The sequence below is a fragment of the Frigoribacterium sp. CFBP 13605 genome, assembly GCF_014839405.1.
Classification (GTDB): domain Bacteria; phylum Actinomycetota; class Actinomycetes; order Actinomycetales; family Microbacteriaceae; genus Frigoribacterium.
The window spans coordinates 1-24697 of sequence record NZ_JACYNS010000032.1; the positions used below are offsets into that span (position 1 = coordinate 1).

The window sequence follows — 24697 nt, forward strand, 5'->3', positions numbered from 1 at the left end:
TCGCGTCGGCCGACCCGCTCACCGCCCGGGTGACCGTCCCGCCCGTCGGCACCCCGGTCGACGACGCGACCGCGGCCCACGCCCGCGAGGCTCCCCCGACCCGGCTCGACGCCTGGTGGGGGCGCGTGCTGCGCACCCCGGTCAGGAGGCGCGTCTGGGCCTGGGCGGGCCCGCTCGCGGTCACGCTGCTGGCCGCGGTGCTGCGCCTGTGGCACCTGAACTCCCCCGCGACCCTCGTGTTCGACGAGACGTACTACGTCAAGGACGCCTGGTCGTTGTTCAACCTCGGCTACGAGGGGTCGTGGCCGGCCGACTACGACCCGACCTTCGCCGCGGGCGGGGTCGGCGGGTTCCTCGCGGCACCGTCGTTCGTGGCGCACCCGCCCCTCGGCAAGTGGCTGATCGGCCTCGGCATGGCGGCGGTCGGTCCCGAGAACCCGGCGAGCTGGCGCATCAGCACGGCAGTCGTGGGCATCCTCGCGGTCGCCCTGGTCGCGGTCATCGGGTCGTTGCTGCTGCGATCGACGCTGCTCGGCACGCTGGCGGGGTTCTTCCTGGCGATCGACGGGCACGCGATCGTCATGTCCCGGGTGGCCCTGCTCGACAACTTCGTCATGTTCTTCGGCCTGCTGGCCTTCGGGGCGGTGCTGCTCGACCGCCGGCAGAGCGCCCGCCGGCTCGAGGCCTGGCGGGCGAGGAGGCGCGGTGCCGGTCGCGACATCGCCTGGGGCCCCGCCCTGTGGGCGCGTCCCTGGCTGGTGACGGCCGGCCTCCTGTGCGGGCTGGCGACGGCCGTGAAGTGGAACGGCCTGTACTTCCTGGCGTTCTTCGCGGTCTACACGGTGGTCGTCGACATGGTGGCGCGCCGCCGGGCCGGCGTGGAGTTCTGGCTGTCGGGCACCCTGTTCAGGCAGGCACCGGTGAGCTTCCTGCTGACCGTGCCCGTCGCCGTGGTGGCCTACCTGGCGAGCTGGACCGGCTGGTTCGCGACGTCGGGCGGCTACTACCGCAGCTGGGTCGAGGACGGCGGCACGCGGTGGACGGGAGCCCTGGCGTGGGTGCCCGACGTGGTGCAGAACTTCTGGCACTACCAGGCGGGCGTCTACGGGTTCAACGTCGGCCTGCACACCCCGCACGCCTACCAGGCGAACCCGCTCACCTGGCTGCTGATGCTGCGACCGACGAGCATGTACTACCAGGGGTTCGACGAGGGCCAGGGCGGCTGCGACGTGGCCCGGTGCGGCGAGGCGATCACCTCGGTCGCGAACCCGCTGATCTGGTACGCGGCGGTCGCGGCCTGCCTCTACCTCGTCTACCGCGTCGCGCGGTACCGCGAGTGGCGGTACGGGGCGATCCTCGTCGGCGTCGCGGCGGCCTACCTGCCGTGGCTGGCGTTCACCGACCGGACGGTGTTCCAGTTCTACACGATCGCCTTCGAGCCCTATCTCGTGCTCGCCCTGGCCGCGGTGCTCGGCATCGTCCTCGGCCGACGCACCGACGACCGGTCCCGTCGGCTGAGCGGCATCGGCGTCACGGCGATCGTCGTCGTGGTCGCCGTCGCCGTGTCCGTCTTCTTCTACCCCCTGTGGACGGCGCAGCTGGAGGACTGGGAGTTCATCCGGCTGCACTACTGGATTCCCAGCTGGAAGTAGGCGCCGGAGCCGCCTCCGGCCGACCGACGGCTCCTCCCCCGCAGGAGGCGCGGGTCGGCCGTGTTCCGCCGTGTGACGTCCCGGGTCCCCGCGTGACGACCAGCGGCTAGCGTGGGGGCATGGCAGATCGTGAGTACGGCTTCCGCACGCGGGCGATCCACGCGGGCAACATTCCCGACGCGGCGACGGGGGCACGGGCGCTGCCCATCTACCAGACCAGCGCCTTCGTGTTCGACGACACCGACGACGCCGCGGCGCGGTTCGCCCTGCAGAAGTACGGCAACATCTACAGCCGCCTCGCCAACCCGACCACCGCCTCCTTCGAGGAGCGCGTCGCCAGCCTCGAGGGCGGCCTCGGCGCCGTCGCGACGGCGAGCGGCCTCAGCGCCCAGTTCGTCACGTTCGCCTCGCTGGCCGGCGCGGGTGACCACATCGTCGCGAGCGCGAACCTCTACGGCGGGTCGATCACCCAGCTCGACGTCACCCTGCGTCGCTTCGGCGTCGAGACGACCTTCGTGCAGTCCTCCGACCCGGCGGACTACGCCGCCGCCATCCGTCCCGAGACGAAGCTGGTCTTCGTCGAGACGGTCGCGAACCCGTCCGGCGAGGTCGCCGACCTCGAGGGCCTGGCCGACGTGGCCCACGCGCACGGCCTGCCCCTGATCGTCGACTCGACCATCGCCACGCCCTACCTCAACCGGCCGATCGAGTGGGGTGCCGACGTCGTCGTGCACTCGGCCACGAAGTTCCTCGGCGGTCACGGCACCACGCTCGGCGGCGTCGTCGTCGAGTCCGGCCGCTTCGACTGGGACAGCGAGCGGTTCCCGCTCTTCGACCAGCCCGTGCCGAGCTACGGCGGGCTCAACTGGTCCGGCAACTTCGGCGAGTACGCCTTCCTCACCCGGTTGCGCGCCGAGCAGCTGCGCGACATCGGCCCGGCCCTCGCTCCCCACTCGGCCTTCCTGCTCGCCCAGGGGGTCGAGACCCTGCCGTTCCGCATGCAGGCCCACGTCGACAACGCCCGCCAGGTCGCCGAGTGGCTCGACGCCGACCCGCGCATCGAGCGCGTTCGCTGGGCCGGCCTGCCCGGGCACCCGCACCACGAGCGCGCGGCGAAGTACCTGCCGAAGGGCCCCGGCTCGGTCTTCACGTTCGAGCTGAAGGGCGGTCGTCCGGCCGGCAAGACCTTCATCGAGTCGGTCGAGCTCGCCAGCCACCTCGCCAACATCGGCGACGCGAAGACGCTCGTCATCCACCCGGGCTCGACCACCCACGCCCAGCTCAGCGAGCAGCAGCTCGTCGACGCGGGGGTGCTGCCCGGCTCGGTGCGCATCAGCGTCGGCATCGAAGACCCCGACGACATCATCCACGACCTCGACCAGGCGCTGGCCGCGGCGACGAAAGGCGAGTGACCCGACGTGACCGACACCGTCACCACGCAGCTGACCAACGGGCTGACCTGCGAGCTGCCCGCGTCGTCCCCCCTCGCCAAGCTGCTCAAGTCGCAGCGGACGTGGGTCGGCCCCACGGCCCGCGAGCGCCAGGCCATCCTGCGCTCGGCGAAGAGCGTCGCCGTCGTCGGCGCCTCGCCCAACCCGAGCCGGTCGAGCTCGTTCGTGGGCACCTACCTGCAGCAGTCGACCGACCTGCGCGTCTATTTCGTCAACCCCCGTGCCGACACCATCCTCGGCCAGAAGGCCTACCCCGACCTGGCCTCGCTGCCCGAGGTGCCCGACGTCGTCGACGTGTTCCGCAAGGCCTCCGACATCCGATCGGTCGTCGACGACGTGCTCGCGATCGGCGCGAAGACGATCTGGGTCCAGCTCGGCATCTACGACGAGGAGGCCGCCCGGTACGGCGAAGAACAGGGGCTCACCGTCGTCATGGACCGCTGCATGAAGGTCGAGCACGCCCGGTTCAACGGCGGGCTCAACCTGATGGGCTTCGACACCGGCGTCATCACCGCGAAGAAGGCCGGTCGCTGACACGACCGTCGAGGCGGGTCGCGGTTTCCCCGTTCGTCGCGGCGCACACGTTGTGACGCTTCATTGCGGACTCAGGGTCCGATGTCACCGGTCGGCGTTACCGTGGCCCGCATGGCACCCGTCCTCACCTCACCCGTCGTCTCGACACAGTGGTTGGCCGACCACCTCGGCGCCGACGACCTGACGATCGTCGACGCGACGGTGCTCGTCGACCTCGATCTCGACGTCGACCTCGACGTCGATCCGGGTCGCGGCGTCGGCCCGGGTCGTGGCGACGGCCCGGCGGCCCTCACCACGGGCCGCGACGGGTTCGAGCGAGACGGTCACGTCCCCGGGGCGGTCCTCGCCGACCTGCTCGTCGACTTCAGCGACCCCGGCTCCGACCTGCCCTTCACCCGGCCCGGGGTCGACCGCTTCCAGGCCGCGGCGGCCGCGCTGGGCGTCTCGAACGACAGCACGGTCGTCGTGTACGACACGGTCGACGGCCGCTGGGCGTCCCGCCTGTGGTGGCTGTTCCGCGCCTACGGGCACGACGCCGTGGCGGTGCTCGACGGCGGGTGGTCGCAGTGGCTCGCGCAAGGCAAGCCGTACGACCTCGGCGACGTCCTGCCGACGCCCGCCCCGTTCGTCGCGACCGAGCGTCCCGACCACTGGGTCGACAAGGCCTTCGTCGAGTCCGTGGTGGCGGGCGACGAGAGAGCGGCGCTCGTCTCCGGTTCGCCCCGCGACGAGTTCGACGGCACGTCGAGCCCGCTCACCCGCGCCGGGCACATCCCCGGCAGCGTCAACGTTCCGGCCGAGACGCTCCTCGCCGACGACGGCACGCTGGCCCGCGACCCGGTCCTCCGCGACCGCCTCGCCGTCGTGCCCGACGAACCGCGCACGGTCGTCTACTGCGCCTCGGGGGTGTCGGCCAGCGTCGACGCCCTCGCCTTCGCCGTCCTCGGCCGCTCGGACGTCGCGGTGTACGACGGTTCGCTCGCCGAGTGGGTCGCCGACCCGACCGCACCGCTCGTGCCCGCCGCCGCCTGACGCCCCCGCCCGGCGCCCCGCACGGTTCACCCGCCGGGCGCCCCCGCCTGGCACCCCTACCCGGCGCTTCGCCGGGCGGGTGCCCCTACCCGGTGCGTCGCCGGTGCCTGGGCGACCGACGCGGTCGTGTCGTCACCCCTCGAGCAGCAGTCCGTCGAGGTCGTCCACGGTCGTGACCGGCAGTCGGCAGACGAAGTCGCGGCAGAAGTACGCGGTGGGGACGCGCCCGGGGGCCGAGCGACCCGCGAACAGCTCGAAGCCCGCGTGCTCGAAGGTGACCAGCGCCTCCTCGTCCAGCACGGCGACGACGCTGCCCGGGCGGACGACGCGGCGTGCCCGGCGGGCGAGGCCGTCGTCGGTGCGGTCCGCCGGGGACGGCTCGACCACGACCAGCTGCGTCAGCGGGGCCTCGAGCTCGACGAGCAGCCCGAATGCCGCGCCGTACGCGAGCGGGTTGTCGAGGGCCGAACCGGCCACCTCGGCGACGAGCCGTCCGGCCACCGACCGGTAGCGCGCCTCCCCGGTGAGCTGGTGGAGGGTGAGCGCGGCCGCCGCGACCGCACTGCGTCCCGACGGGTAGGCACCCTCGCTCGGGTCGCTCGACAGGGCCACGCCCTGCGAGACCAGCACGGGGTCGCCACCCGACGGGGCCGCGACGACCCGCGGGTCGGCGTCGTCGAGCAGGCAGGCGTCGATGAACGACCGCGCGGCGACGGCGTACCGGGCCTCGCTCGTCGCGAGCGAGAGGGCCAGCAGGCCGGACGCGAACAGGCCGTGGTCCTCGAGGGTCGCCACGGCGTCCGACACGGTCGACCCGACGGAGGCGCGCAGCAGACGACCGTCGTCGGTCACGTGACGCGCGAGCAGCAGGTCGGCCGCGCCGCGGGCGGTGTCCACCCAGTCGGGGCGGCCGTGCCGTGCCCCCGCCTCGGCGAGCGCCGCGATCGCGAGGCCGTTCCAGCCGGTGAGCACCTTGTCGTCGACGGGCGGCGGGTCGAGGGCCGCGCGGCCCGCGGCGTCCCTCCGGTAGTAGCCGCCCTCGTCACGGACGCCGTCGATCGTGCTCTCGCTGTCCTGCGCCGAGCCGAAGGCCCCGTCGGCCGTGCGCAGTCGGGAACTCAGGAAATCGGCGACCCCGGCGGCGACCCGGGCCGGATCCGAGCCGATCTCCTGAGTTGCCGACGTCGGCGCGGGGCCCGGGGCCGGGGCCGGGTCGAGCACCGAGAGCCGCGAGTAGGCCAGCAGCAGCTGGGCGTTGTCGTATAGCATGCGCTCGTAGTGGGGTTCTGACCAGTCGCGTCGGACCGCGTACCGGAAGAACCCGCCCTCGACCGGGTCGCGCAGCGGCGACGCGGCCATGCGGGCGAGCGTCCGCGACACGAGTTCGAGCGCGCCGTCGTCCCCTCCCGCGCCGAGGGCGAGCAGCGCCAGCTGGGCCGGCGCCGTCGGGAACTTCGGGGCCCCGCCGAAGCCGCCGTGCTCGCGGTCCTCGTGGGCGACGAGCCGGGCGACGGCGTGGGCGAGCTCGGGCCGTCCCGGCAGGGCGACCCCGGCACCGGGACCAGGAGGCGCGGTGCCGGTGACCGACGCGGGCCCCGCAGCCAGCGCCTCCTGCACCGCCGACGCGGTCGCGTCGACCTCGGACCGCCTGGTGGTCCAGGCGTCGGTGACGGCGTCGAGCACCTGTCGGAACGACGGCCGACCCTGCACGGGCACCGGCGGGAAGTACGTGCCGGCGTAGAACGGCCGACCCTCGGGCGTGACGAAGACGGTCAGCGGCCAGCCGAGCCCCTCGGTGAAGGCCGAGGCGGCGGCCAGGTAGCTGGAGTCGACGTCGGGGTGCTCCTCGCGGTCGACCTTGACCGAGACGAAGCCCGCCGAGAGCTGGGCAGCGACCTCGGGGTCGGAGAAGCTCTCGCGCGCCATCACGTGGCACCAGTGGCAGGTCGAGTAGCCGATCGACACCATCACGGGCACGTCCCGCTCGACGGCCTCGGCGAACGGCCCCGTCCCCCAGGCACGCCACTCGACGGGGTTGTCGGCGTGCGACCTGAGGTAGGGGCTGACGGCGTCTCGCAGCTGGTTCGGCATGCGGGCCACGGTAGGCGTCAGCGCGCGGGGACGTCCCTCAGGGGTGCGCCGTCGTACTCGCTCAAGGGGCGGATGAGCGAGTTGGCCTCGCGCTGCTCGATGACGTGGGCGCTCCAGCCGAGGACCCGCGACGCGACGAACAGCGGCGTGAAGACCGGCGTCTCGAACCCCATCAGGTGGTACGCCAGCCCGGACGGGTAGTCGACGTTGGGCTTCAGGCCCTTGCGCTCGAACACCGTCGCGGCGACGACGTCGTAGGTCTCCTTGAGCCCGTCGACCCGGTCGTCGCCCCGCTCGCGGGCCCGGTCGACCAGACGGCCGAGGGCGTCCTCCATCGTGGGAACCCGGCTGTCGCCGTTCTTGTAGACCCGGTGCCCGAATCCCATGATCTTCTCCTTGCGCGCGAACGCCTCGTCGAGCCAGGCCACGGCCCCGTCGGCGGGGCCGACCCGGTCGAGCAGCTCGAGCGCGGCCTCGTTGGCGCCGCCGTGCAGCGGGCCCTTGAGCGCCCCGATCGCGCCGACGATCGAGGAGTGCAGGTCGGACAGCGTCGAGGCGACGACCCGGGCCGTGAAGGTGGAGGCGTTGAACGAGTGCTCGGCGTAGAGCGTCATCGAGGTGTCGAACGCGTCCACGTCGAGCGGGTCGGGCTCGCGGTCGAACACCTGGTGCAGGAAGTCGGCGCTGTAGCCGAGGTCGTCCCGCGGCGGAACCGGCGGCAGGTCGTGGCGGCGCCGCTGGTCGTAGGCGATCACGGCGGGCAGCACGGCGAAGAGGTGCGTGGCGAGTCGACGCGTGTCGGCGACGTCGTAGGCGCCCGCACCCGTCGTGGGTTCGGGCCGGGCGGCGCCGATGGCGCTCACCGCGGTGCGGACGACGTCCATGGGGTGCGCCGAGGTGGGGATCAGGTCGATGAGGTGCTGCAGCCCGGGGGCCAGCGTGCGGTGCGAGCGCAGCTCGGCGTCGAAGTCGCGTCGCTCGTCGACGGTCGGCAGGTCGCCGTGCAGCAGCAGCCAGGCGACGTCCTCGACGTCCCGCTCGGCGGCGAGCTGCTGCACCGGGTAGCCGCGGTAGAGCAGCGAGTTGCTGGCCGCGTCGACCTTCGAGACCGCCGTCCGGTCGACCGTGACGCCGGCCAGGCCCTTGTGGATCTCGGGACCGTCGGAGGCGGCCGGGGCGGGTGCGGTGATGGTGTCGCTCATGTCACTCCTTCGTGATGAGGCGGGCCCGCCGGAGCGGGCCGGTCGTGCCGGGACGGGGCCGCGACACGATCGTCGAGGCTCCACTCTAGGTGGCGGGCGCCTCGGGACGGGAGGGGCGGACGGGTCTCGTCAGCACGATCGAGACGACACCCGCCAGCACGAGGGCGAGGCCGATCCAGCCCGGCGGCTCGAGCCGCTCGCCCACCACGAGCACCGCCAGCAGGGTCGCGACGAACGGTTCGAGCAACGTCACGGTCGTCGCCCGAGAACTCGACACCGTGCGCAGGCCGTGGCCGAAGAGGAGGTAGGCGACGAACATCGGCCCGACGGCGAGGTAGGCCGTCGCCCCCACGGAGGCGCCCGACTGCAGCAACGGAGCCCCGGTCGCCAGCAACACCGGCAGCAGGAGCACCGCACCGAGGCCGAACTGGGCCGACACGGCCCCGCGCGACGGGTGACCCTCGGCCATGAGCCGAGCCGCGGTGTAGGTGTACGTCGCGTAGGCGAGACCCGCGAGGACGCCCAGTGCGATGCCGAGCGGGGCCCACCCGGGGGACGCCGCCGTGCCCGCCTGACCGTGCTGCCCGGTCGCCGCGAGCACTCCGACGCCCACGACGGCCAGTGCCGCACTCGCCACCCAGCGGGGCTCGAGGGGACGCCGCCGGCCGGGCGGGTCGAGCAGGCGTTCGAGCAGCGCCGCGAAGACGGGCGCCGTCCCGAGCGAGACCACGTTGCCCACGGCGACGCCGGCGAGCGACATGGACGAGTAGAACGCCAGCGGGTAGACCACGACGCCCAGTGCCCCCGGCACGAGCCAGCGCCACGCCGCCGGGCCACCTCGCAGGGCGGCGCGCGTGGCGCGGGGGGCCGTGAGCGCCAGCAGCAGACCGCCGACGCACATCGTCGCGGCGCCCGTGGCGAGCGGGCCGACGTCGCCGGGAAGAGAAGACGCCACCGTGCCCGTCGTGCCCCAGAGGAGCGCGGCGAGCACGATGGCGATCATCGTGCGAGGGTACCGACGGCGCGGGTCAGGTGCGCGGCGGGCCCGGGCAGTAGTTCAACGCGGCCGCGTTCTCGGAGACGGCGGCCGTGCCACCGATCGTGACGACCTTCTCGGACGCGAGGCCCGCGATGAGGTCCTCGGCGTAGTAGTTCGTGCAGCCGGGCGCGGTGAGGAGCACGGGCGACTTCTCGGCACCGGCGACCGCGGCGATCGCGAGGGCGTCCGGGAAGTTCTGCCCGGAGGCGAGGTACACGGTGCCCGAGTCGTCCGTGCGGGGGACGTCGCCCGTCGCGTCGCTGAAGGCGAAGAACGACACGAAGGCCGAGGTCTCGTAGCGGTCCTGGCCGGCCAGCAGGGCGACCTCGCCCGGGAACTGCGCGTCGAGATCGGAGACGATGCCGTCCGAGATGACCGCGGGGCCACCCACGACGGCGACGGACTCGACGCCGAGCGATTCGAACAGGTCCGACGTGGGCTGGTCGACCCCGTCGGCGGTCCCGGGGACGAGCACGACCGCGTCCGGCGCACCGGTCGAGTCGGTGCTGCCGGCACCGGCGGCGGCACTGGCGCTGACGGCGTCGGGGAAGTTCAGGCCCGAGGTGACGAAGGCGCGGTAGACGCCGGTCTCGGCGAAGAACGCGTCGACGACGGCCCGCGAGGTCGCGTAACGGTCGGCGCCCTGGACGCGCTCGACCGTCGCCCCGGTGATCTTGCCGATCTGGGTGGCGACGGCGGGCGACACGGCGTTGACGCCACCGATGACGACCACGTTCCGCGGCTTGAGGGCGACGAGGCGGTCGGCCACCGACGACGGGAGGGCGTTCGGAGCCGTCAGCAGGAGCGGCGCCTCGATCAGCGCGGCGGCCGGAGCGGCGCTCAGCGCGTCGGGGAACTGCACGCCGTTCGCGATGATGACCGTGCCGGCACCGTCCGGGTAGGCCCGGCCGGCGATGTCGGCGGCCGTCGCGAAACGGTCGGCGCCCTGGTAGCGGTCGAGGGCGGGGGCCGCCGCCGCGGAGGCGTCGGACCCGGTGAAGGAACCGGTGGCGGGTTCGGCGGTCGCCGCGGTGACGCCTGCCAGGCTCAGGGCGACGAGGCCGCCCACGGCGGCGGTGACGCCGAGGACTCGGGACATGGAAGGGTTCACGGGGGTCCTGTCAGATCGGGCTGAGGTTCTGCTGTGAGGCTAGGAGCCCGATCGTCCGCCCGGCAGCCCCCGTCCGGGCAGCCCCCGTCCTGGTGATCCCCGTCCGGGGGGTGCCCTCGCGACCCGGTCAGCGGGGCGCCGCGGCTCCCTCGCCGACCCCGGTGACGGCGGCCGAGAACCGGTCCACGAGTTCGCGCTTGAGGACCTTGCCGCTGGGGCCGAGCGGCAAGGCGTCGAGGACGTGGACCACGCGGGGGTACTTGTAGGCCGCGATCTCGTCGGCGACGAAGGCGACCAACTCGTCGGGGGTGGCCGTGGCCCCGTCACGGAGGACGACGGCCGCCTCGATCTCCTGCCCGTGGAGTTCGTGCGCCACGCCGAAGACGGCCGCCATCGTGACGTCGGGGTGCTGCGCGAGGACCTCCTCGACCTGCCGCGGGTACACGTTGTAGCCGTTGCGGATGATCATGTCCTTCGTGCGGTCGACGATCGTCAGGTAGCCGTCGTCGTCCTTCGTGCCGAGGTCGCCCGTGCGGAACCAGCCGTCGACGATCGCCTTCGCGGTGTCCTCGGGCCGGTCGAGGTAGCCGTTCATGAGGTTGTGCCCACGGATGACGAGTTCGCCGATCTCGCCGTGCGGCAGCAGCACGATCGAGTCCTCGACGTGCTGGTCGGCGATCTCGACGTCGACGCCCCAGATCGGCGTGCCGATGGTGCCGGGCCGCGGTGGCACCCCGACGTGGTTGAAGGTGGCGACGGGCGAGGTCTCGGTCAGCCCGTAGCCCTCGTGGATCGGGGCGTCGTACACCTGCTGGAACTTCTCGAGCACCGCGAGCGGCAGCGACGCCCCGCCCGAGACGGCGTAGCGCAGCGGTGGGCGCGCCTCGCTGCGGGTGGCCGCGGCGATCAGGGCCATGTACATCGTGGGCACGCCCATGAACACCTCGCAGCCGTGCTCGACCATCGCGGCGAGCGCGGCGTCGCCGTCGAACTTCGGCAGCATGACGATCGTCGCGCCGACCCGGAACCCGGTGTTCATCGTGCAGGTCTGTCCGAAGGTGTGGAACAGCGGCAGGGCCCCGAGCAGCACGTCGCCGCGATGCATGTCGAACGTCGTCATCAGGTTGGTGTTGACCTGCTCGATCAGGGCGAGGTGAGACCCTTCGGCCCCCTTGGGCTGGCCCGTGGTGCCGCTCGTGTAGAGGATCGTGGCGGTGTCGAACGGGTCGCGGGGCACGTAGGTGTCGAGGGGTGCGGCGGCCGCGGCGAGGTCCTCGAGGCGGTCGGGCCCGTCGTCCTCCTGGCCGGCAGGAGGCGCGAGCACGGTCAGGACGTCGACCCCCGCGAGCTGCGCTCCCGCGCCTCCTTCACCGAGCAGCGGTGCGGCGCAGACGAGCAGGCGGGAGCCGCTGTCGCGCAGCACGTACTCGATCTCGTGTCGCTTGAGGAGGGCGTGGACCGGCACGGCGACCGCGCCGAGCGCGAGCGTCGCGTAGTAGACGCGGGGGAAGTCCGCGACGTTCGGGACGAGCATGGCGACCCGGTCCCCGGGGCCGACGCCCCGGGCGCGGAGGGCCCCGGCGTAGGCCAGGGTCTGCTGCCAGAGCTCGGCGTAGGTGGTCGAGGTGGGCCCGACGATGACGGCGACGTCGTCGGGGTACCGGCCGGCCGACTCGGCGAGGATGGCCGCGACCGACGCGGTGGCGTGGCCTCGGGGGCTGGGTGCTGATGACATGGTGTCTCTCCGTCTCCGTTGACGTGCGGTCTGCCGCGATCCTACGACGCGCCACCCGTCGCCCGGTCCGGCCCCGGGCGGCTTACGATGGAGGGCTCATGATCCCCACCATCACGTATCCCGCCGAGCTGCCGGTCAGCCAGAGGCGCGACGACATCGCCGCGGCGATCCGTGACAACCAGGTCGTCATCGTCGCGGGCGCCACCGGTTCGGGCAAGACGACCCAGCTGCCCAAGATCTGCCTCGAGCTCGGCCGGACCAAGATCGGCCACACCCAGCCGCGCCGCATCGCGGCCCGCACCATCAGCGAGCGCATCGCCGAAGAACTCGGCGACGAGGTCGGCGGCGTGGTCGGCTACCAGGTGCGGTTCACCGACAAGGTCGGTGCCGACACGCAGATCAAGCTGATGACCGACGGCATCCTGCTGAACGAGATCCACTTCGACCGCGAGCTCGAGCGCTACGACACGATCATCATCGACGAGGCCCACGAGCGCAGCCTGACCATCGACTTCCTGCTCGGGTACCTCAAGCAGCTGTTGCCCCGCCGCCCCGACCTCAAGCTCATCATCACGAGCGCCACGATCGATCCCGAGTCGTTCTCGAAGCACTTCGGCGACGCGCCCATCGTCGAGGTCTCGGGTCGCACCTACCCGGTCGAGGTCCGCTACCGACCGCTCGTGGCCGACGACACCACGAGCGACGACGACGGCGACCTCGACGACGACGACCGCCCCGCGGGTCGCCAGGGCGACCGTCAGGAGGCGCGGGCCGGCGACCGCAGGCAGCGCGCCGACGACAAGGACTACCTGCAGGGCATCAACGAGGCCCTCGACGAGCTCGCCCGCGAGTCGAGCGGCGACGTCCTCGTCTTCCTCAGCGGAGAGAACGAGATCCGTGACGCCGAGGAGAGCATCCGCGGCCGCAACCTGCCGTTCACCGAGGTGCTGCCGCTGTACGGCCGGTTGAGCGCCGCCGACCAGCACCGGGTCTTCCAGCCCAGCACGACCGCGGGCACCCGGCGCCGCATCGTCCTCGCGACCAACGTCGCCGAGACCAGCCTCACCGTGCCCGGCATCAAGTACGTGATCGACGCCGGCACGGCCCGCATCAGCCGCTACTCGACCCGGGCCAAGGTGCAGCGCCTGCCGATCGAGGCCATCTCGCAGGCGAGCGCCAACCAGCGGTCGGGCCGCTCCGGTCGCACGAGCAGCGGCATCGCGATCCGCCTCTACAGCGAGACCGACTTCGAGAAGCGTCCCGAGTTCACCGAGCCCGAGATCCTGAGGACCAACCTCGCCGCGGTCATCCTGCAGATGATCTCCCTGAACCTCGGCGACATCGCCGCCTTCCCCTTCCTCCAGCCGCCCGACTCGCGCGGCATCAAGGACGGACTCGACCTGCTGCGCGAGCTCGGCGCCGTCACCCAGGGCGGCCAGATCACCCGGGTCGGCAAGCAGCTCACGCGACTGCCGATCGATCCGCGCCTCGCCCGCATGGTGGTCGAGTCCAAGACGCAGGGCACGACGCGCGAGGTGCTCGCCATCGTCTCGGCCCTGAGCATCCAGGACCCCCGCGAGCGGCCCCTCGAGCGGCGTGCCCAGGCCGACGAGAAGCACTCGCGCTTCCGCGACCCCAAGGGCGACTTCCTCACGCTGCTCAACCTGTTCGAGTACCTCGAGGACAAGCAGAAGGAGCTCAGCGGCAACGCCTTCAAGCGTCTGTGCCGCGACGAGTTCCTCAACTACCTGCGCATCCGCGAGTGGCAGGACGTCTACCGCCAGCTCAGCCGCGCGGCCAGGCCCCTCGGGCTGCACATCGGCGAGCGCAGCGCGAACCCCGACGGCGTCCACCGCAGCCTGCTGGCCGGCCTGCTCAGCCAGATCGGCCTGTTCGACCCGCAGAAGAAGGACTTCGTCGGCGCGCGCCAGACGAGGTTCCTGATCTTCCCGGGCAGCAGCCTCGCGAAGAAGCCGCCGGCGGCCGTGATGACCGCCGAACTCGTCGAGACCAGTCGCCTGTTCGCCCGCGTCGCCGGCTCGATCGACCCGGCGTGGGCCGAACCGCTGGCGCCCGACCTGGTCAAGCGCAGCTACGGCGAACCCCACTGGGAGAAGAAGCAGGGCGCCGTCGTCGCCTACGAGCGCGTCACGCTCTACGGGGTGCCGATCGTCGAGCGACGACGCATCCAGTTCTCGCGCATCGACCCGGCCTACGCCCGCGAGCTGTTCATCCGGCACGCGCTGGTCGAGGGCGACTGGGAGGGGCACCAGGCCTTCGAGCAGAAGAACCGGCAGCTCATCCGCGAGCTGACCGAGGTCGAAGAGAGGACGCGTCGCCGCGACATCCTGGTCGACGGCGACGCCGCGTTCGAGTTCTTCCAGCGGCGCATCCCGGCCGACGTCGCGAGCATGCGCGACTTCGAGGGCTGGTGGCGCAAGGCCAAGGTCGACACGCCCGACCTGCTCACCATGACCGCCGCCGACCTGCTCGGGGACGACGAACCCGACGTCGACGAACAGGGTTTCCCGAGCACGTGGCAGCAGGGCGATCAGACGTTGACCCTGCGCTACAAGTTCGAGCCGGGGGCCGACGACGACGGCGTGACCGTGATCGTTCCGCTGCCGCTGCTGCCGCGCCTCCGTCCGGTCGGCTTCGACTGGCAGGTGCCGGGGTTGCGCGACGAGCTCGTCACGTCGCTCATCAAGTCGCTGCCGAAGCAGATCCGCAAGAACGTGGTGCCCGCCGCCGACTGGGCGTCGAAGATCACGGACGAGCTGCCCGACGCACCTCCGGCCGACGTCGACGAGCCGTTCACGGCGACCGTGGCCGCGGCGATCAAGAAGCTCACCTACACGCCCGTCTCGACCGACGACTTCGACCTGCACCGCGTGCCCGCGCACCTGCGGGTCACGTACGCCGTGGTCGACGAGCGGGGCCGCACGGTCGGGGCCGACAAAGATCTCGACGCGCTCCAGCACCGGCTGCGCGACGCCACGCGCGACAGCGTCGCGCGCGTCACGCAGGGCGGCGGGCGCGACGAGCGCGGCCGGGGCCGGGGTCGCGGACGAGGAGGCGCGGGGGGCGACGCCACGCCCGTCACGCCTCGCCCCACGAGCTCGATCGAGCGCGAGGGCCTGACGTCGTGGGACTTCGACGAGCTCCCCGCGGTCGTCGACACCCGCCACGGCGACACCGTGATCCGGGCCTACCCGGCGTTGGTCGACCACGGCGACTCGGTCTCGATCACGTTGATGGCGACGCCCGCCGACCAGGCCCTCGCGACGCCGAAGGGCGTGCGGCGCCTGCTGATGCTCGCGACCCCGTCGCCCGTGGCCTACGTGCAGCAGCACCTGACCAGCGCCGAGAAGCTCATCCTCGCGACGAGCCCGTACCAGAACACGTCGGCGCTCTTCGCGGACTGCCTCGTGGCCGTCGTCGACGACGTGCTGTTCCGCGTCAAGCCCGACGGCATGATCATGACGAAGAAGGAGTTCCTCTCGACCCGCGACCGGGTCTCGGGGGCCGTGATGGACCAGATGTTCCAGACCGTCTCGCTCGTCGCCCGTACGCTGACCGCCGCCCGCGACGCCGACAAGGCCCTGAAGGGTGCGACCTCGATGACCCTGCTCGCGGCGCTGACCGACATGCGGCAGCAGCGGGATCGCCTGATCCGTCCGGGCTTCGTGTCGCAGACCGGGCTCCAGCAGCTCCAGCGCGTGCCGGTGTACCTCGTGGGCATCACGAAGCGCACGGCGAAACTGCTCGAGAACCCCGGGCGGGACCGCGTCTGGCTCAGCGAGGTGCAGCAGGCGACCGAGCGGTACGAGGCCGCGGGCGGGACGTTCCCGCCCGCCGACACCGCGCCTCCTGCGCTCGTCCGCGCCCGGTGGATGATCGAGGAGTTCCGCCTCAGCCTGTTCGCACAAGACCTGCGGCCGAGCGAGAGCGTCTCGCTGCAACGCATCGTCAAGGTGCTCGCCTCCGCCTGAGCGCCTGCCGCCACTAGCCTGAACGCATGCGCGCGACGGTGAAGGACGTGGCGGCACTCGCCGGGGTGTCGCCGAAGACCGTCTCCAACGTGATCAACGGCGTCGTCTTCGTCCGGCCCGACACCCGCACCCGGGTCGAGAGCGCACTGGCCGAACTCGACTACGTGCCGAACCTCAGCGCGCGTGGCCTGCGCACCGGGCGCACCGGGTCGATCGCCCTGGCGTTCCCCGACCTGAGCACCCCGTACAGCGCCGAGATGACGCACTGGTTCGTCGAGCAGGCGCACGAGCGCGGCTGGTCGATCCAGCTCGAACAGACCGGCTCTCGGCCCGAACGCGAGGGCGAGCTGCTCTCGCGCGGCAAGGAACACCTCGTCGACGGCCTCGTCCTCAACCCGATCACGCTCGACGCCAGCGCCCTGTCGTCCGCCGGCAGCGGCTCCGGCACCGGCACCGGGGCCACCGACTCGCTGCCGCCCGTCGTCGTCATCGGCGAGGTCGAGCAGACCCTCGTCGACCAGGTGCGGGTCGACAGCGTCGCCGCGGCCCGCGACATGACGGCCCACCTGATCGCCGCCGGACACCGCCGCATCGCGACCCTCGGCGACTCGGCCGGCGAGTTCGACACGGCCACGGCCCGCGCCCGCACCCGCGGCTTCGAGCAGGCCATGGCCGAGGCCGGCCTGCCCCTCGACCACGCGCTGCAGTACTCGTGCCCGGAGTGGACCTCGGCCGACGCCTTCTCGGTCGTCCGGGCGGCCGTCGAGCGCGGCGACCGGCCCGACGCGATCTTCTGCTTCACCGACTCGCTCGCCATCGGCGCCGTCAGCGCGCTGACGTCGGCGGGCCTGCGGGTGCCCGACGACGTCGCGGTCGCCGGTTTCGACGACATCGTCGACGGGAGGTTCTCCGTGCCGCCGCTGACGACCGTCACCTTCGACAAGCGCCTCTTCGTCGACCGCACCCTCGAACTGCTCGCGGCCCGCATCGCCGACCGGCAGGGCGCGGCCGAACTCGTGATCGTCCCCCACGAGATCGTCGTGCGCGCCAGCACCCGCGGCCGCGCCTGACACCACGAGAGGGGCACGACGCCGGAAGAAAGCCTGGCGCTGTGGCCCTGTGCTGGCGGTGTGCCGGAAACCTCTTGCGCATCCGTTACAACGATGGAATAGTCGCTCTCGTCACGCATCACGAAGGAGTGAAGATGACCGAGAACCATCGGACGACCCCGGCACCGCGACCGGGCACCACCTCCGGCACCGCCACCCCCCGCGGCCTCAGCCGCCGCAGCATGTTGCTCGGCTCCGCCGCCCTCGTCGGCGGGGCGTTCGTCGCCACGGGCCTCTCGGGCTGTGCGCCCGGGGCGGTCACCGGCTCGGGCACGGACGTCGCGCAGCTGAAGTTCTGGCACCTGCTCAGCGGCGGTGACGGCATCAAGATGTCGGCGCTGATCGACCAGGCCAACGAGCAGAACCCGGGGTTCCACGCGACGCAGACCGTGCTCGCCTGGGGCACGCCGTACTACACGAAGCTCGCCATGGCCTCGGCCGGCGGTCGCGCGCCGGACGTCGCGATCATGCACGCCTCGCGCGTGCCCGGCTACGCCCCCGGCGGCCTGCTCGACCCGTGGGACGTCGAGAAGCTCGCGTCGTACGGCGTCCGCGAACAGGACTTCGCCGAGGCCGTGTGGAAGAAGGGCTTCAACGGCGGCGACCTCTACTCGGTCGCGCTCGACTCGCACCCGTTCATCCTGCTGTACAACACCGACATCGCCGCCCAGGCGGGTGCCCTCGGCCCCGACGGCAAGCTCGTCGAGATCACCAGCCCCGAGCAGTTCCTCGAGGTCGCGAACGCCATGCAGCAGGTGACCGGCAAGCACGGCGCCTCGTGGGGCTACCTCAACGACGGCGCCCAGCTGTGGCGCATGTTCTACACGTTCTACAAGCAGCAGGGCGCCGACATGGTGCTGAAGGAGGGCGGCACGGTCGAGTACGACGAGCAGGCCGCCGTCACCGCGCTCCAGTTCATGCAGCAGCTCACCGACGGCACGGCGATGGCCACGGCCAGCGACATCCAGTCGGGCATCGCCGAGTTCGTCAGCGGCGAGAGCGGCATGCTCTTCACCGGCGTGTGGGAGGTCCCGAGCGCCGAGAACGCGGGCATCCCGTTCGACGGCAGCATCATCCCGACGCTCTTCGGCACGCCGGCCGTCTACGCCGACTCGCACGCGTTCGTGCTGCCGAGGCAGAGCGAGGTCGACGACGTCAAGCGGGAGGACGTCTACAAGATGGTCTCGACCATCCTGAAGGACTCCATCTCGTGGGCCGCGGCCGGGCACATCCCGGCCTACCTGCCGATCGTCGAGAGCCCCGAGTACGCCGAGCTGCGACCGCAGGCGAACTACGCCGAGGCGGCGGACTACCTGAACTACGACCCGCCCGCCTGGTTCACCGGCTCGGGCTCGGACTTCCAGACGTACTTCCTCGACTCGATCCAGTCCGTGATCCTCGCCAAGGACGACGCGGCCGACGGCATGCGCCGGTTCGTCGCGCGAGTCAACACACAGCTGTCGCGGCCGGCTCCGGTGTGACCGTCGTGCCCTCCCCCACGCCGACACGGCACCGCCGCCCCGTCCGCCCGACACCGCCCTCCTCCCCCTCCGCACGACCCGACCATCACGACGACGAAGGAGTCGATCTGTGACCTCCACCACGGTCAAGGCCCCCCGGGCCACCGCCGAGCGCACGCGGTCCGACGCCCGCGCGACCGACAGCAGCCGCGCCTCCCGCAAGCGGACCGGCCCCTCCGACAACCGCATCGGCTGGGGCTTCGCCGCTCCGTTCACCGTGCTCTTCGCGGTGTTCCTGGTCTGGCCGCTGCTCCACGGCTTCTACCTGAGCTTCACCGGCCAGAGCCTGACCGGCCAGGGCGGCGAGCTGATCGGCGTCGCCAACTACGCCGAGGCCTTCGCCGACGGCGACATGTGGCGTTCGATGCTCAACACGCTGTGGTTCACGGTGCTCAGCACGATCCCGCTCGTCGTCGTGGCGCTCGTGCTCGCCATCCTCGTCAACACCGGGCTGCCGGGTCAGTGGCTCTGGCGGCTGAGCTTCTTCCTGCCGTACCTGCTCGCCTCGACGGTCGTCTCGCTGTTCTGGATCCAGCTCTACAGCCCCACCCTCGGCCCGATCAACAACGTGCTCGGCACGCTGGGGCTGCCGCAACCCGCCTGGCTGCAGGACCCCGACACCGCCATGATCGCCGTGGTCGCGACCACCGTCTGGTGGACGGTCGGCTTCAACTTCCTGCTGTACCTCGCCGCCCTTCAGAACATCCCCGACCAGCAGTACGAGGCCGCGTCGCTCGACGGCGCCGGACGCTGGCGGTCGCTGCTGTCGATCACCATCCCGCAGCTCGGCCCGACCACCGGCCTGATCGTCATCCTCCAGGTGCTCGCCTCGCTGAAGGTCTTCGACCAGATCTACCAGATGACCACCGGCGGACCGGCGGGCAGCACCCGCTCGGCCGTGCAGTACATCTTCGACACCGGCTTCACCGGCTACCGCTTCGGCTACTCGTCGGCGATCTCGTACATCTTCTTCGCGGTCATCGTCGTCATCTCGATCGCGCAGTTCAGCATCACGGCCCGCAACCGCAAGGGAGCCCAGAAATGACCGCGCCCGCCCTCGCCCCCACGTCCGACCTGCGGGCCCCCACCGCCGGCCGGGGCCGGAAGGGCCACAAGCCCGGCCAGAAGCCGTTCGGCCCCATGGCCGTGATCAGCGTGGCCATCCTGGTCGTGCTCGCCGTCCTCTGGCTGCTGCCGTTCCTGTGGTCGCTCGCCACCTCGTTCAAGAGCGAGACCGACGCCGCGGCGACGCCGCAGACCTGGATCCCGGCCGGCGGCTTCACGCTGGACGCCTACCGCGGGGTGCTCGAACAGGGCAACATCCCGGTGTGGCTGTTCAACAGCCTGTTCACCTCGATCGTCATCACGCTGATCGTCGTGGCCACCTCGGCCCTCGTCGCCTACGCCTTCTCGCGCCTCGACTTCCGCGGCAAGAAGTGGCTGTACGTCGCGACGATCGCGTCGATCATCATCCCGCCGCAGGTGCTGATCGTGCCGCTGTTCTACCAGATGCTCGCCTTCGACATGGTCGACACGTACTGGGGCATCATCCTGCCGCAGGCGATCGCCCCGGCGATGGTGTTCGTGCTGAAGAAGTTCTTCGACCAGGTGCCGATCGAGCTCGAGGACGCCGCCCGCGTCGACGGCGCGGGGCGCATCCGGGTCTTCTTCACGATCCTGCTGCCGCTGTCGCGCCCCATCCTCGGCGCGGTGTCGATCTTCGTGTTCATCGGCGCCTGGAACAACTTCCTGTGGCCGTTCATCGTCACGAACGACGCGTCGCTGCTCACCCTGCCGGTCGGCCTGCAGACCATCGAGAGCGCCTACGGCATCCAGTACGCGCAGAACATGGCCGCCGCGGTCCTCGCCGCCCTGCCGCTCATCCTCGTGTTCCTGTTCTTCCAGCGGCAGATCATCAAGGGCATCTCGACCACTGGGTTCGGAGGTCAGTGATCCGACCGCCCGGACGCGACCGCCCTGCCGCACCGCGCCTCCTCGTCCCCACCGCACGCACGCCGATCCCCTCACCTAGGAGACCCATGTCCACCGCCCGCATCACCGTCGACCGCGAGTTCACCATCGGCCCGGTCCCCCGCCGCCTGTTCGGCTCGTTCGTCGAGCACATGGGCCGCTGCGTCTACACCGGCATCTACGAACCCGGTCACCCCACCGCCGACGAGAACGGCTTCCGCCAGGACGTCCTCGACCTCACCAAGGAGCTCGGCGCCACCGTCATCCGCTACCCCGGCGGCAACTTCGTCTCGGGGTACAACTGGGAGGACGGCGTCGGCCCGGTCGACCAGCGCCCCCGTCGCCTCGACGGCGCCTGGCACACCGTCGAGACCAACGCGTTCGGCCTGCACGAGTTCGTCGCGTGGTCGAAGCTGGCCGGCACCGAGGTGATGGAGGCCGTCAACCTCGGCACCCGGGGCGTCGACGCCGCCCGGGAACTCGTCGAGTACGCCAACCACCCCGGCGGCACCGCGCTGAGCGACCGCCGCATCGCCAACGGCGCCAAGGACCCCTTCGACATCAAGCTCTGGTGCCTCGGCAACGAGCTCGACGGCCCGTGGCAGATCGGCCACAAGACGGCCACCGAGTACGGCCGCCTCGCCCAGGAGGCCGCCAAGGCCATGAAGTTCGTCGACGACTCGATCGAGCTGGTCGCCGTCGGCAGCTCGGGCCGCGGCATGCCCACCTTCGGCACCTGGGAGCACGAGGTCCTGACGCACGCCTACGACGAGGTCGACTACGTGTCGATGCACGCCTACTACCAGGAGCACGACGGCGACGCGAAGAGCTTCCTCGCGACGGCCGTCGACATGGACGCGTTCATCGAGGAGGTCGTGTCGACGATCGACGGCGTCAAGGCCGCCGGAAAGCACACGAAGCAGGTCGACATCTCGTTCGACGAGTGGAACGTCTGGTACCAGACGGGCCTCGACTCGGACGACCAGCCGCACAACGTGTCGAAGGGCTGGCGCGAGCACCCCCGGCTGATCGAGGACCAGTACAACGTCACCGACGCGGTCGTGGTCGGCACCTTCCTCAACTCGCTGCTGCGTCACGGCGACCGGGTCAAGATCGCCAACCAGGCGCAGCTCGTCAACGTCATCGCGCCCATCCGCAGCGAGGCCGGCGGGCCCGCGTGGCGTCAGTCGATCTTCTGGCCGTTCGCCCGCATGGCCGCGCTCGCCACCGGGCAGATCCTGCGCACCCTCGTCACGAGCGACAAGGTCGACACCGAGAAGTACGGCGACGCCGACCTGGTCGACGTCAGCGCCACCTACGACGAGGAGGCCGGCACGGTCGCGTTCTTCCTCGCCAACCGCGGTCTCGACGAGGCGGCCGACGTCGAGGTCGCCCTGCGCGGCTTCAGCGGCGGACGCGTCACCCGTGCCGAGGTCCTGGCCGTCCCCGAGGGCGGCGACCGCTTCTCGTCCAACACCGAGGGCGCGCAGGACACCGTGGGCCTCGTGCCGCTGACCGGCGTCACGGTCGACGGCGGCACCGCGCGCCTCCGCCTGCCCGCCCTCTCGTGGGCGGTCGTCGAGCTCGAGGTCGGCAAGGCCTGACCCACGGCACGACCGCAGGAGGCGCGGTGCCGGTCACGACCGGCACCGCGCCTCCTGCGTCCGGTCGCGTCGACGCCCCGGATCAGCCGCGGGGCTTGAAGAGGCGGGCGATGCTGTCGCGCACCGACTCCTCGATGGTGTCGGTGAAGCCGTTCGAGAAGCCCAGGGCGTCGGCAGGGGCCGACGCGGCCGTCATCGACTCGACGACGCGCTGACCGTGATGGGCACGCGCCTCGCGCACCGAGCCGAAGCCGAGGCCGAGGTCGACGGCCGCCTGGGCGAGGAGCGCCTCACGGGCGTCGTCGGTGCTGGTCTGTGCCTCGGCGAGCGCGAGCACGGACAGGTCGTCCACGCCGTCGTCCACCCATCGGGCCGCACGCCCCGGCAGCACGCCGGAGGGCAACAGGCCGAGACGGCGCTGTGCCTCGCTGTCGCGGATCTCGGCGCGGGCGACGGACGGGCCACGGGGAGTCGGGTCGGGGTTCACGACGATCACGATACCGGTGGGCATCCCGGAGCGGCTGCCCCGCCTTCGGGTCGCGCTCAGCTGAACAGGCGCGTCGGGGTCGTGACGTCGAGCTCGTCGGCGCGCAGGTCGCCGACCGTCAGTTCGTCGCGCGCGTCGCCGTCGTCGAGGGTCTGCTCGATGCGCCCCTTCTCGGCGATGCTCGAGCGGATCAGCGGCAGGCCGCGCTGGATCGCGTGGCGGATGCGCTCCTGCAGCAGAGGGGCCGTGACCGCGTACTTCTCCGCGCCTCCGGTCGCCGTGAAGTCGGTCGTGTGCGCGTAGACGCCCAGCGGCAGGGTGAGGGCCTGGAAGAACCCGAACAGCGGTCGCAACGCGTGCTCGATGATCAGCGCGTGGCGCTCGCTCCCCCCCGTCGCGGCGAGCAGCACGGGCACGTCCACGAGCGCGTACTGCTCGACGAAGTCGAACAGGTGCTTGAACAGCCCGGTGAAGGAGGCGCGGTAGACGGGCGAGGCGACGATCAGCAGGTCGGCGGTCTCGATGGCCACCAGCTCGCGCTCGACCCGCTCGTCGAGCTGGTCCCGGGTGAGCGCGCCGGCGAACAGGGGGCCGAGTTCGCTGACCCGGATGACGTGCGCCTCGATCGGCAGGACGTCGCCCAGCGCCGTCACGATCTCGTGCACGAGGGCGTCGGTCTTCGACGGCGTGCTGAGGGTGCCGGACACCGCGACGACCCGCAGGGGACGGGTCGGACGCGGGGACGAAGGGGTCGGAGGCAGCGAGGAAGTCATCCCCTCCATGCTGCGCCCGAGGCCGACGTAACAGAGGGTGTGTGACGGATCGTGACGTGCGACAGTGTTCCGGTGACACATCAACCACTGCAGGAGGGGTTCGATCCGGCCGCCCACGGCTTCGACCCCGCACGACCCGATTCCGACCTCGCCGCCTCGTTCGGGCTGGCCGCCGACGTCTACGAGAGGGGTCGCCCGTCGTACCCCCTCGACGCCGTCGACTGGCTGCTGCCCGAGGGCGCCTGTCACGTGGTCGACCTGGGGGCGGGCACGGGCAAGCTCACCCGTCTGCTGCTCGACCGTGCCCCGTCGGTCACGGCGGTCGAGCCCTCGCCGGGCATGCGCGCGACCCTCGAGCAGGTCGTCCCCGGGGCGACGTCGGTCGCCGGGTCGGCCGAGGACATCCCCCTCGGCGACGACACGGTGGACGCCGTCCTCGTCGCGCAGGCCTGGCACTGGGTCGACCCCGACCGCGCCGTGCCCGAGATCGCCCGCGTCCTGCGTCCCGGCGGCACCCTCGGCCTCGTCTGGAACATCCGCGACGAGTCCGTGCCGTGGCTGGCGGAGCTCAGCCGGGTGATGCGCCAACCCCGCGAGCGCGACATGGGGTCGGACGCCCCCGTCGTCGGTGCCCCGTTCGGCACCGTCGAGCGGTACGACGTCCCCTGGGTGCACGAGCTGGGTCGCGACGAGTTCCTCGCCATGATCGCGTCGCGCAGCTACGTCATCACGCTCTCGCCCGACGACCGCGCGGCCCTGCTGCGCGACGTCGAGCGGCTGCTCGACACGCACCCGGACACCCGCGGCGCCGACCTGATCCGACTGCCCTACGTGGCGCGGTGCTCGCGGGCCGTCCTGCCCGCCTGAGTCGCGCCTCCTCGGCACCCACCCTGCGAGCCCGCCTCGTCGTCCCCGGACGCGGGCGGGCCTGCAGGGCACGGGCAGCACGCACGAATAGGGTCGGGTCATGGACCAGGAGGCGCGGCTCGTCACGGTCGACCACGCCTGGTCGGGCCTGTGGTCCGGTCGCAGCCTGTTGCGCCTCGACGCCCACGGCGTGGTCTTCGCCGGATCGGCCGATGCGCACGACGCCGACACCCTGGCCGGCGCCGAGCTGCCCCACGTGCCGGGCACCGTGCTGGCCCCCTTCACCGACTCGCACGTCCACCTCGGCCTGATCGACGCCACGCAGCTGCCCGTCGGCGGCATCTCGCGGGTCGTCGACCTCGGGTGGGACCCGACGGTCGCCTCCGGCTGGCTCGGCCGGTCGGGTCGCGACGGCTGGCCCGAGGTGGCGATCGCCGGCGGGTTGATCACGGCGCCGGGCGGGTACCCGAGCCGGGCGGGCTGGGCGCCGCCCCGCGCCTCCCTCGCGGTGGGCGGCCTCCGCGCCT

General features: G+C 71.9%; 18 protein-coding genes and 1 pseudogene. 12 read left to right on the forward strand and 7 right to left on the reverse strand.

Going from position 1 to position 24697, the window contains the following annotated elements; all coding sequences use genetic code 11:
- The 4 genes from IFT36_RS08535 to IFT36_RS08550 form a co-directional block, all read left to right on the forward strand.
- On the forward strand, positions 1–1652 hold a 1652-nt coding region (locus IFT36_RS08535; RefSeq protein WP_249408543.1), incomplete at its 5' end, for a dolichyl-phosphate-mannose--protein mannosyltransferase.
- A gap of 119 nt (positions 1653–1771) precedes the next feature.
- Entirely contained in the window at positions 1772–3064 is a 1293-nt protein-coding gene (locus tag IFT36_RS08540) for an O-acetylhomoserine aminocarboxypropyltransferase/cysteine synthase family protein (protein WP_137847220.1), read from the forward strand.
- Positions 3065–3070: 6 nt separating this feature from the next.
- Positions 3071–3637 carry a CoA-binding protein gene (locus IFT36_RS08545; RefSeq protein WP_056048910.1) on the forward strand — a complete coding sequence of 189 codons (567 nt, stop codon included), beginning with the start codon at positions 3071–3073 and terminating at the stop codon, positions 3635–3637.
- A 111-nt stretch (positions 3638–3748) separates the two neighbouring features.
- Entirely contained in the window at positions 3749–4669 is a 921-nt protein-coding gene (locus tag IFT36_RS08550; RefSeq protein WP_200412886.1) for a sulfurtransferase, read from the forward strand.
- A 132-nt stretch (positions 4670–4801) separates the two neighbouring features.
- Here IFT36_RS08550 and IFT36_RS08555 read toward each other — a convergent pair whose 3' ends face one another.
- The 5 genes from IFT36_RS08555 to IFT36_RS08575 all read right to left on the reverse strand — a co-directional run bounded on the left by IFT36_RS08555 (position 4802) and on the right by IFT36_RS08575 (position 11847).
- Positions 4802–6760: a thioredoxin domain-containing protein gene (locus IFT36_RS08555; RefSeq protein ID WP_200412887.1), complete on the reverse strand. Its 1959-nt coding sequence runs from the start codon at positions 6758–6760 to the stop codon at positions 4802–4804.
- Between the two features lie 17 nt (positions 6761–6777).
- The gene (locus IFT36_RS08560) at positions 6778–7962 is read right to left on the reverse strand and encodes a bifunctional 2-methylcitrate synthase/citrate synthase (protein ID WP_056048917.1); all 1185 of its coding nucleotides are present in this window, start codon (positions 7960–7962) and stop codon (positions 6778–6780) included.
- Positions 7963–8047: 85 nt separating this feature from the next.
- Entirely contained in the window at positions 8048–8965 is a 918-nt protein-coding gene (locus IFT36_RS08565) for a DMT family transporter (RefSeq protein WP_192122800.1), read from the reverse strand.
- A 25-nt stretch (positions 8966–8990) separates the two neighbouring features.
- Entirely contained in the window at positions 8991–10100 is a 1110-nt protein-coding gene (locus IFT36_RS08570) for a cell wall-binding repeat-containing protein (RefSeq protein ID WP_192122801.1), read from the reverse strand.
- Positions 10101–10239: 139 nt separating this feature from the next.
- Positions 10240–11847, reverse strand: coding sequence for a long-chain-fatty-acid--CoA ligase (locus tag IFT36_RS08575; RefSeq protein WP_159827232.1), 1608 nt, complete (start codon positions 11845–11847; stop codon positions 10240–10242).
- Positions 11848–11945: 98 nt separating this feature from the next.
- Between IFT36_RS08575 and hrpA the strand changes: the two genes are divergently transcribed.
- From hrpA to arfA, 6 genes are all read left to right on the forward strand, one after another.
- The gene (gene hrpA / locus IFT36_RS08580) at positions 11946–15839 is read left to right on the forward strand and encodes an ATP-dependent RNA helicase HrpA (protein WP_200412888.1); all 3894 of its coding nucleotides are present in this window, start codon (positions 11946–11948) and stop codon (positions 15837–15839) included.
- 26 nt (positions 15840–15865) lie between these two features.
- Positions 15866–16909, forward strand: coding sequence for a LacI family DNA-binding transcriptional regulator (locus IFT36_RS08585; protein WP_200412889.1), 1044 nt, complete (start codon positions 15866–15868; stop codon positions 16907–16909).
- A 134-nt stretch (positions 16910–17043) separates the two neighbouring features.
- Positions 17044–18429, forward strand: coding sequence for an extracellular solute-binding protein (locus IFT36_RS08590; protein ID WP_200412890.1), 1386 nt, complete (start codon positions 17044–17046; stop codon positions 18427–18429).
- A 109-nt stretch (positions 18430–18538) separates the two neighbouring features.
- The gene (locus tag IFT36_RS08595; RefSeq protein ID WP_192122803.1) at positions 18539–19513 is read left to right on the forward strand and encodes a carbohydrate ABC transporter permease; all 975 of its coding nucleotides are present in this window, start codon (positions 18539–18541) and stop codon (positions 19511–19513) included.
- Entirely contained in the window at positions 19510–20421 is a 912-nt protein-coding gene (locus IFT36_RS08600) for a carbohydrate ABC transporter permease (protein ID WP_056048933.1), read from the forward strand. Before IFT36_RS08595 ends, IFT36_RS08600 begins: the two co-directional genes overlap by 4 nt.
- Positions 20422–20507: 86 nt before the next feature.
- Positions 20508–22043: an arabinosylfuranosidase ArfA gene (arfA, locus tag IFT36_RS08605; protein WP_123571634.1), complete on the forward strand. Its 1536-nt coding sequence runs from the start codon at positions 20508–20510 to the stop codon at positions 22041–22043.
- Positions 22044–22125: 82 nt separating this feature from the next.
- Here arfA and IFT36_RS08610 read toward each other — a convergent pair whose 3' ends face one another.
- Together IFT36_RS08610 and msuE are read right to left on the reverse strand one after the other, a co-directional pair.
- Positions 22126–22554, reverse strand: a complete 429-nt coding sequence (locus IFT36_RS08610) for a hypothetical protein (protein ID WP_056048939.1) — start codon at positions 22552–22554, stop codon at positions 22126–22128.
- 32 nt (positions 22555–22586) lie between these two features.
- The gene (gene msuE / locus IFT36_RS08615) at positions 22587–23303 is read right to left on the reverse strand and encodes an FMN reductase (protein ID WP_200412891.1); all 717 of its coding nucleotides are present in this window, start codon (positions 23301–23303) and stop codon (positions 22587–22589) included.
- A 72-nt stretch (positions 23304–23375) separates the two neighbouring features.
- Here msuE and IFT36_RS08620 point away from each other — a divergent pair, with 72 nt between their 5' ends.
- On the forward strand, positions 23376–24170 hold the full coding sequence (locus tag IFT36_RS08620; protein ID WP_307785068.1) for a class I SAM-dependent methyltransferase: 795 nt from the start codon (positions 23376–23378) through the stop codon (positions 24168–24170).
- 100 nt (positions 24171–24270) lie between these two features.
- Positions 24271–24697 (forward strand): annotated as a pseudogene (locus tag IFT36_RS08625) (hypothetical protein); the annotation flags it as partial.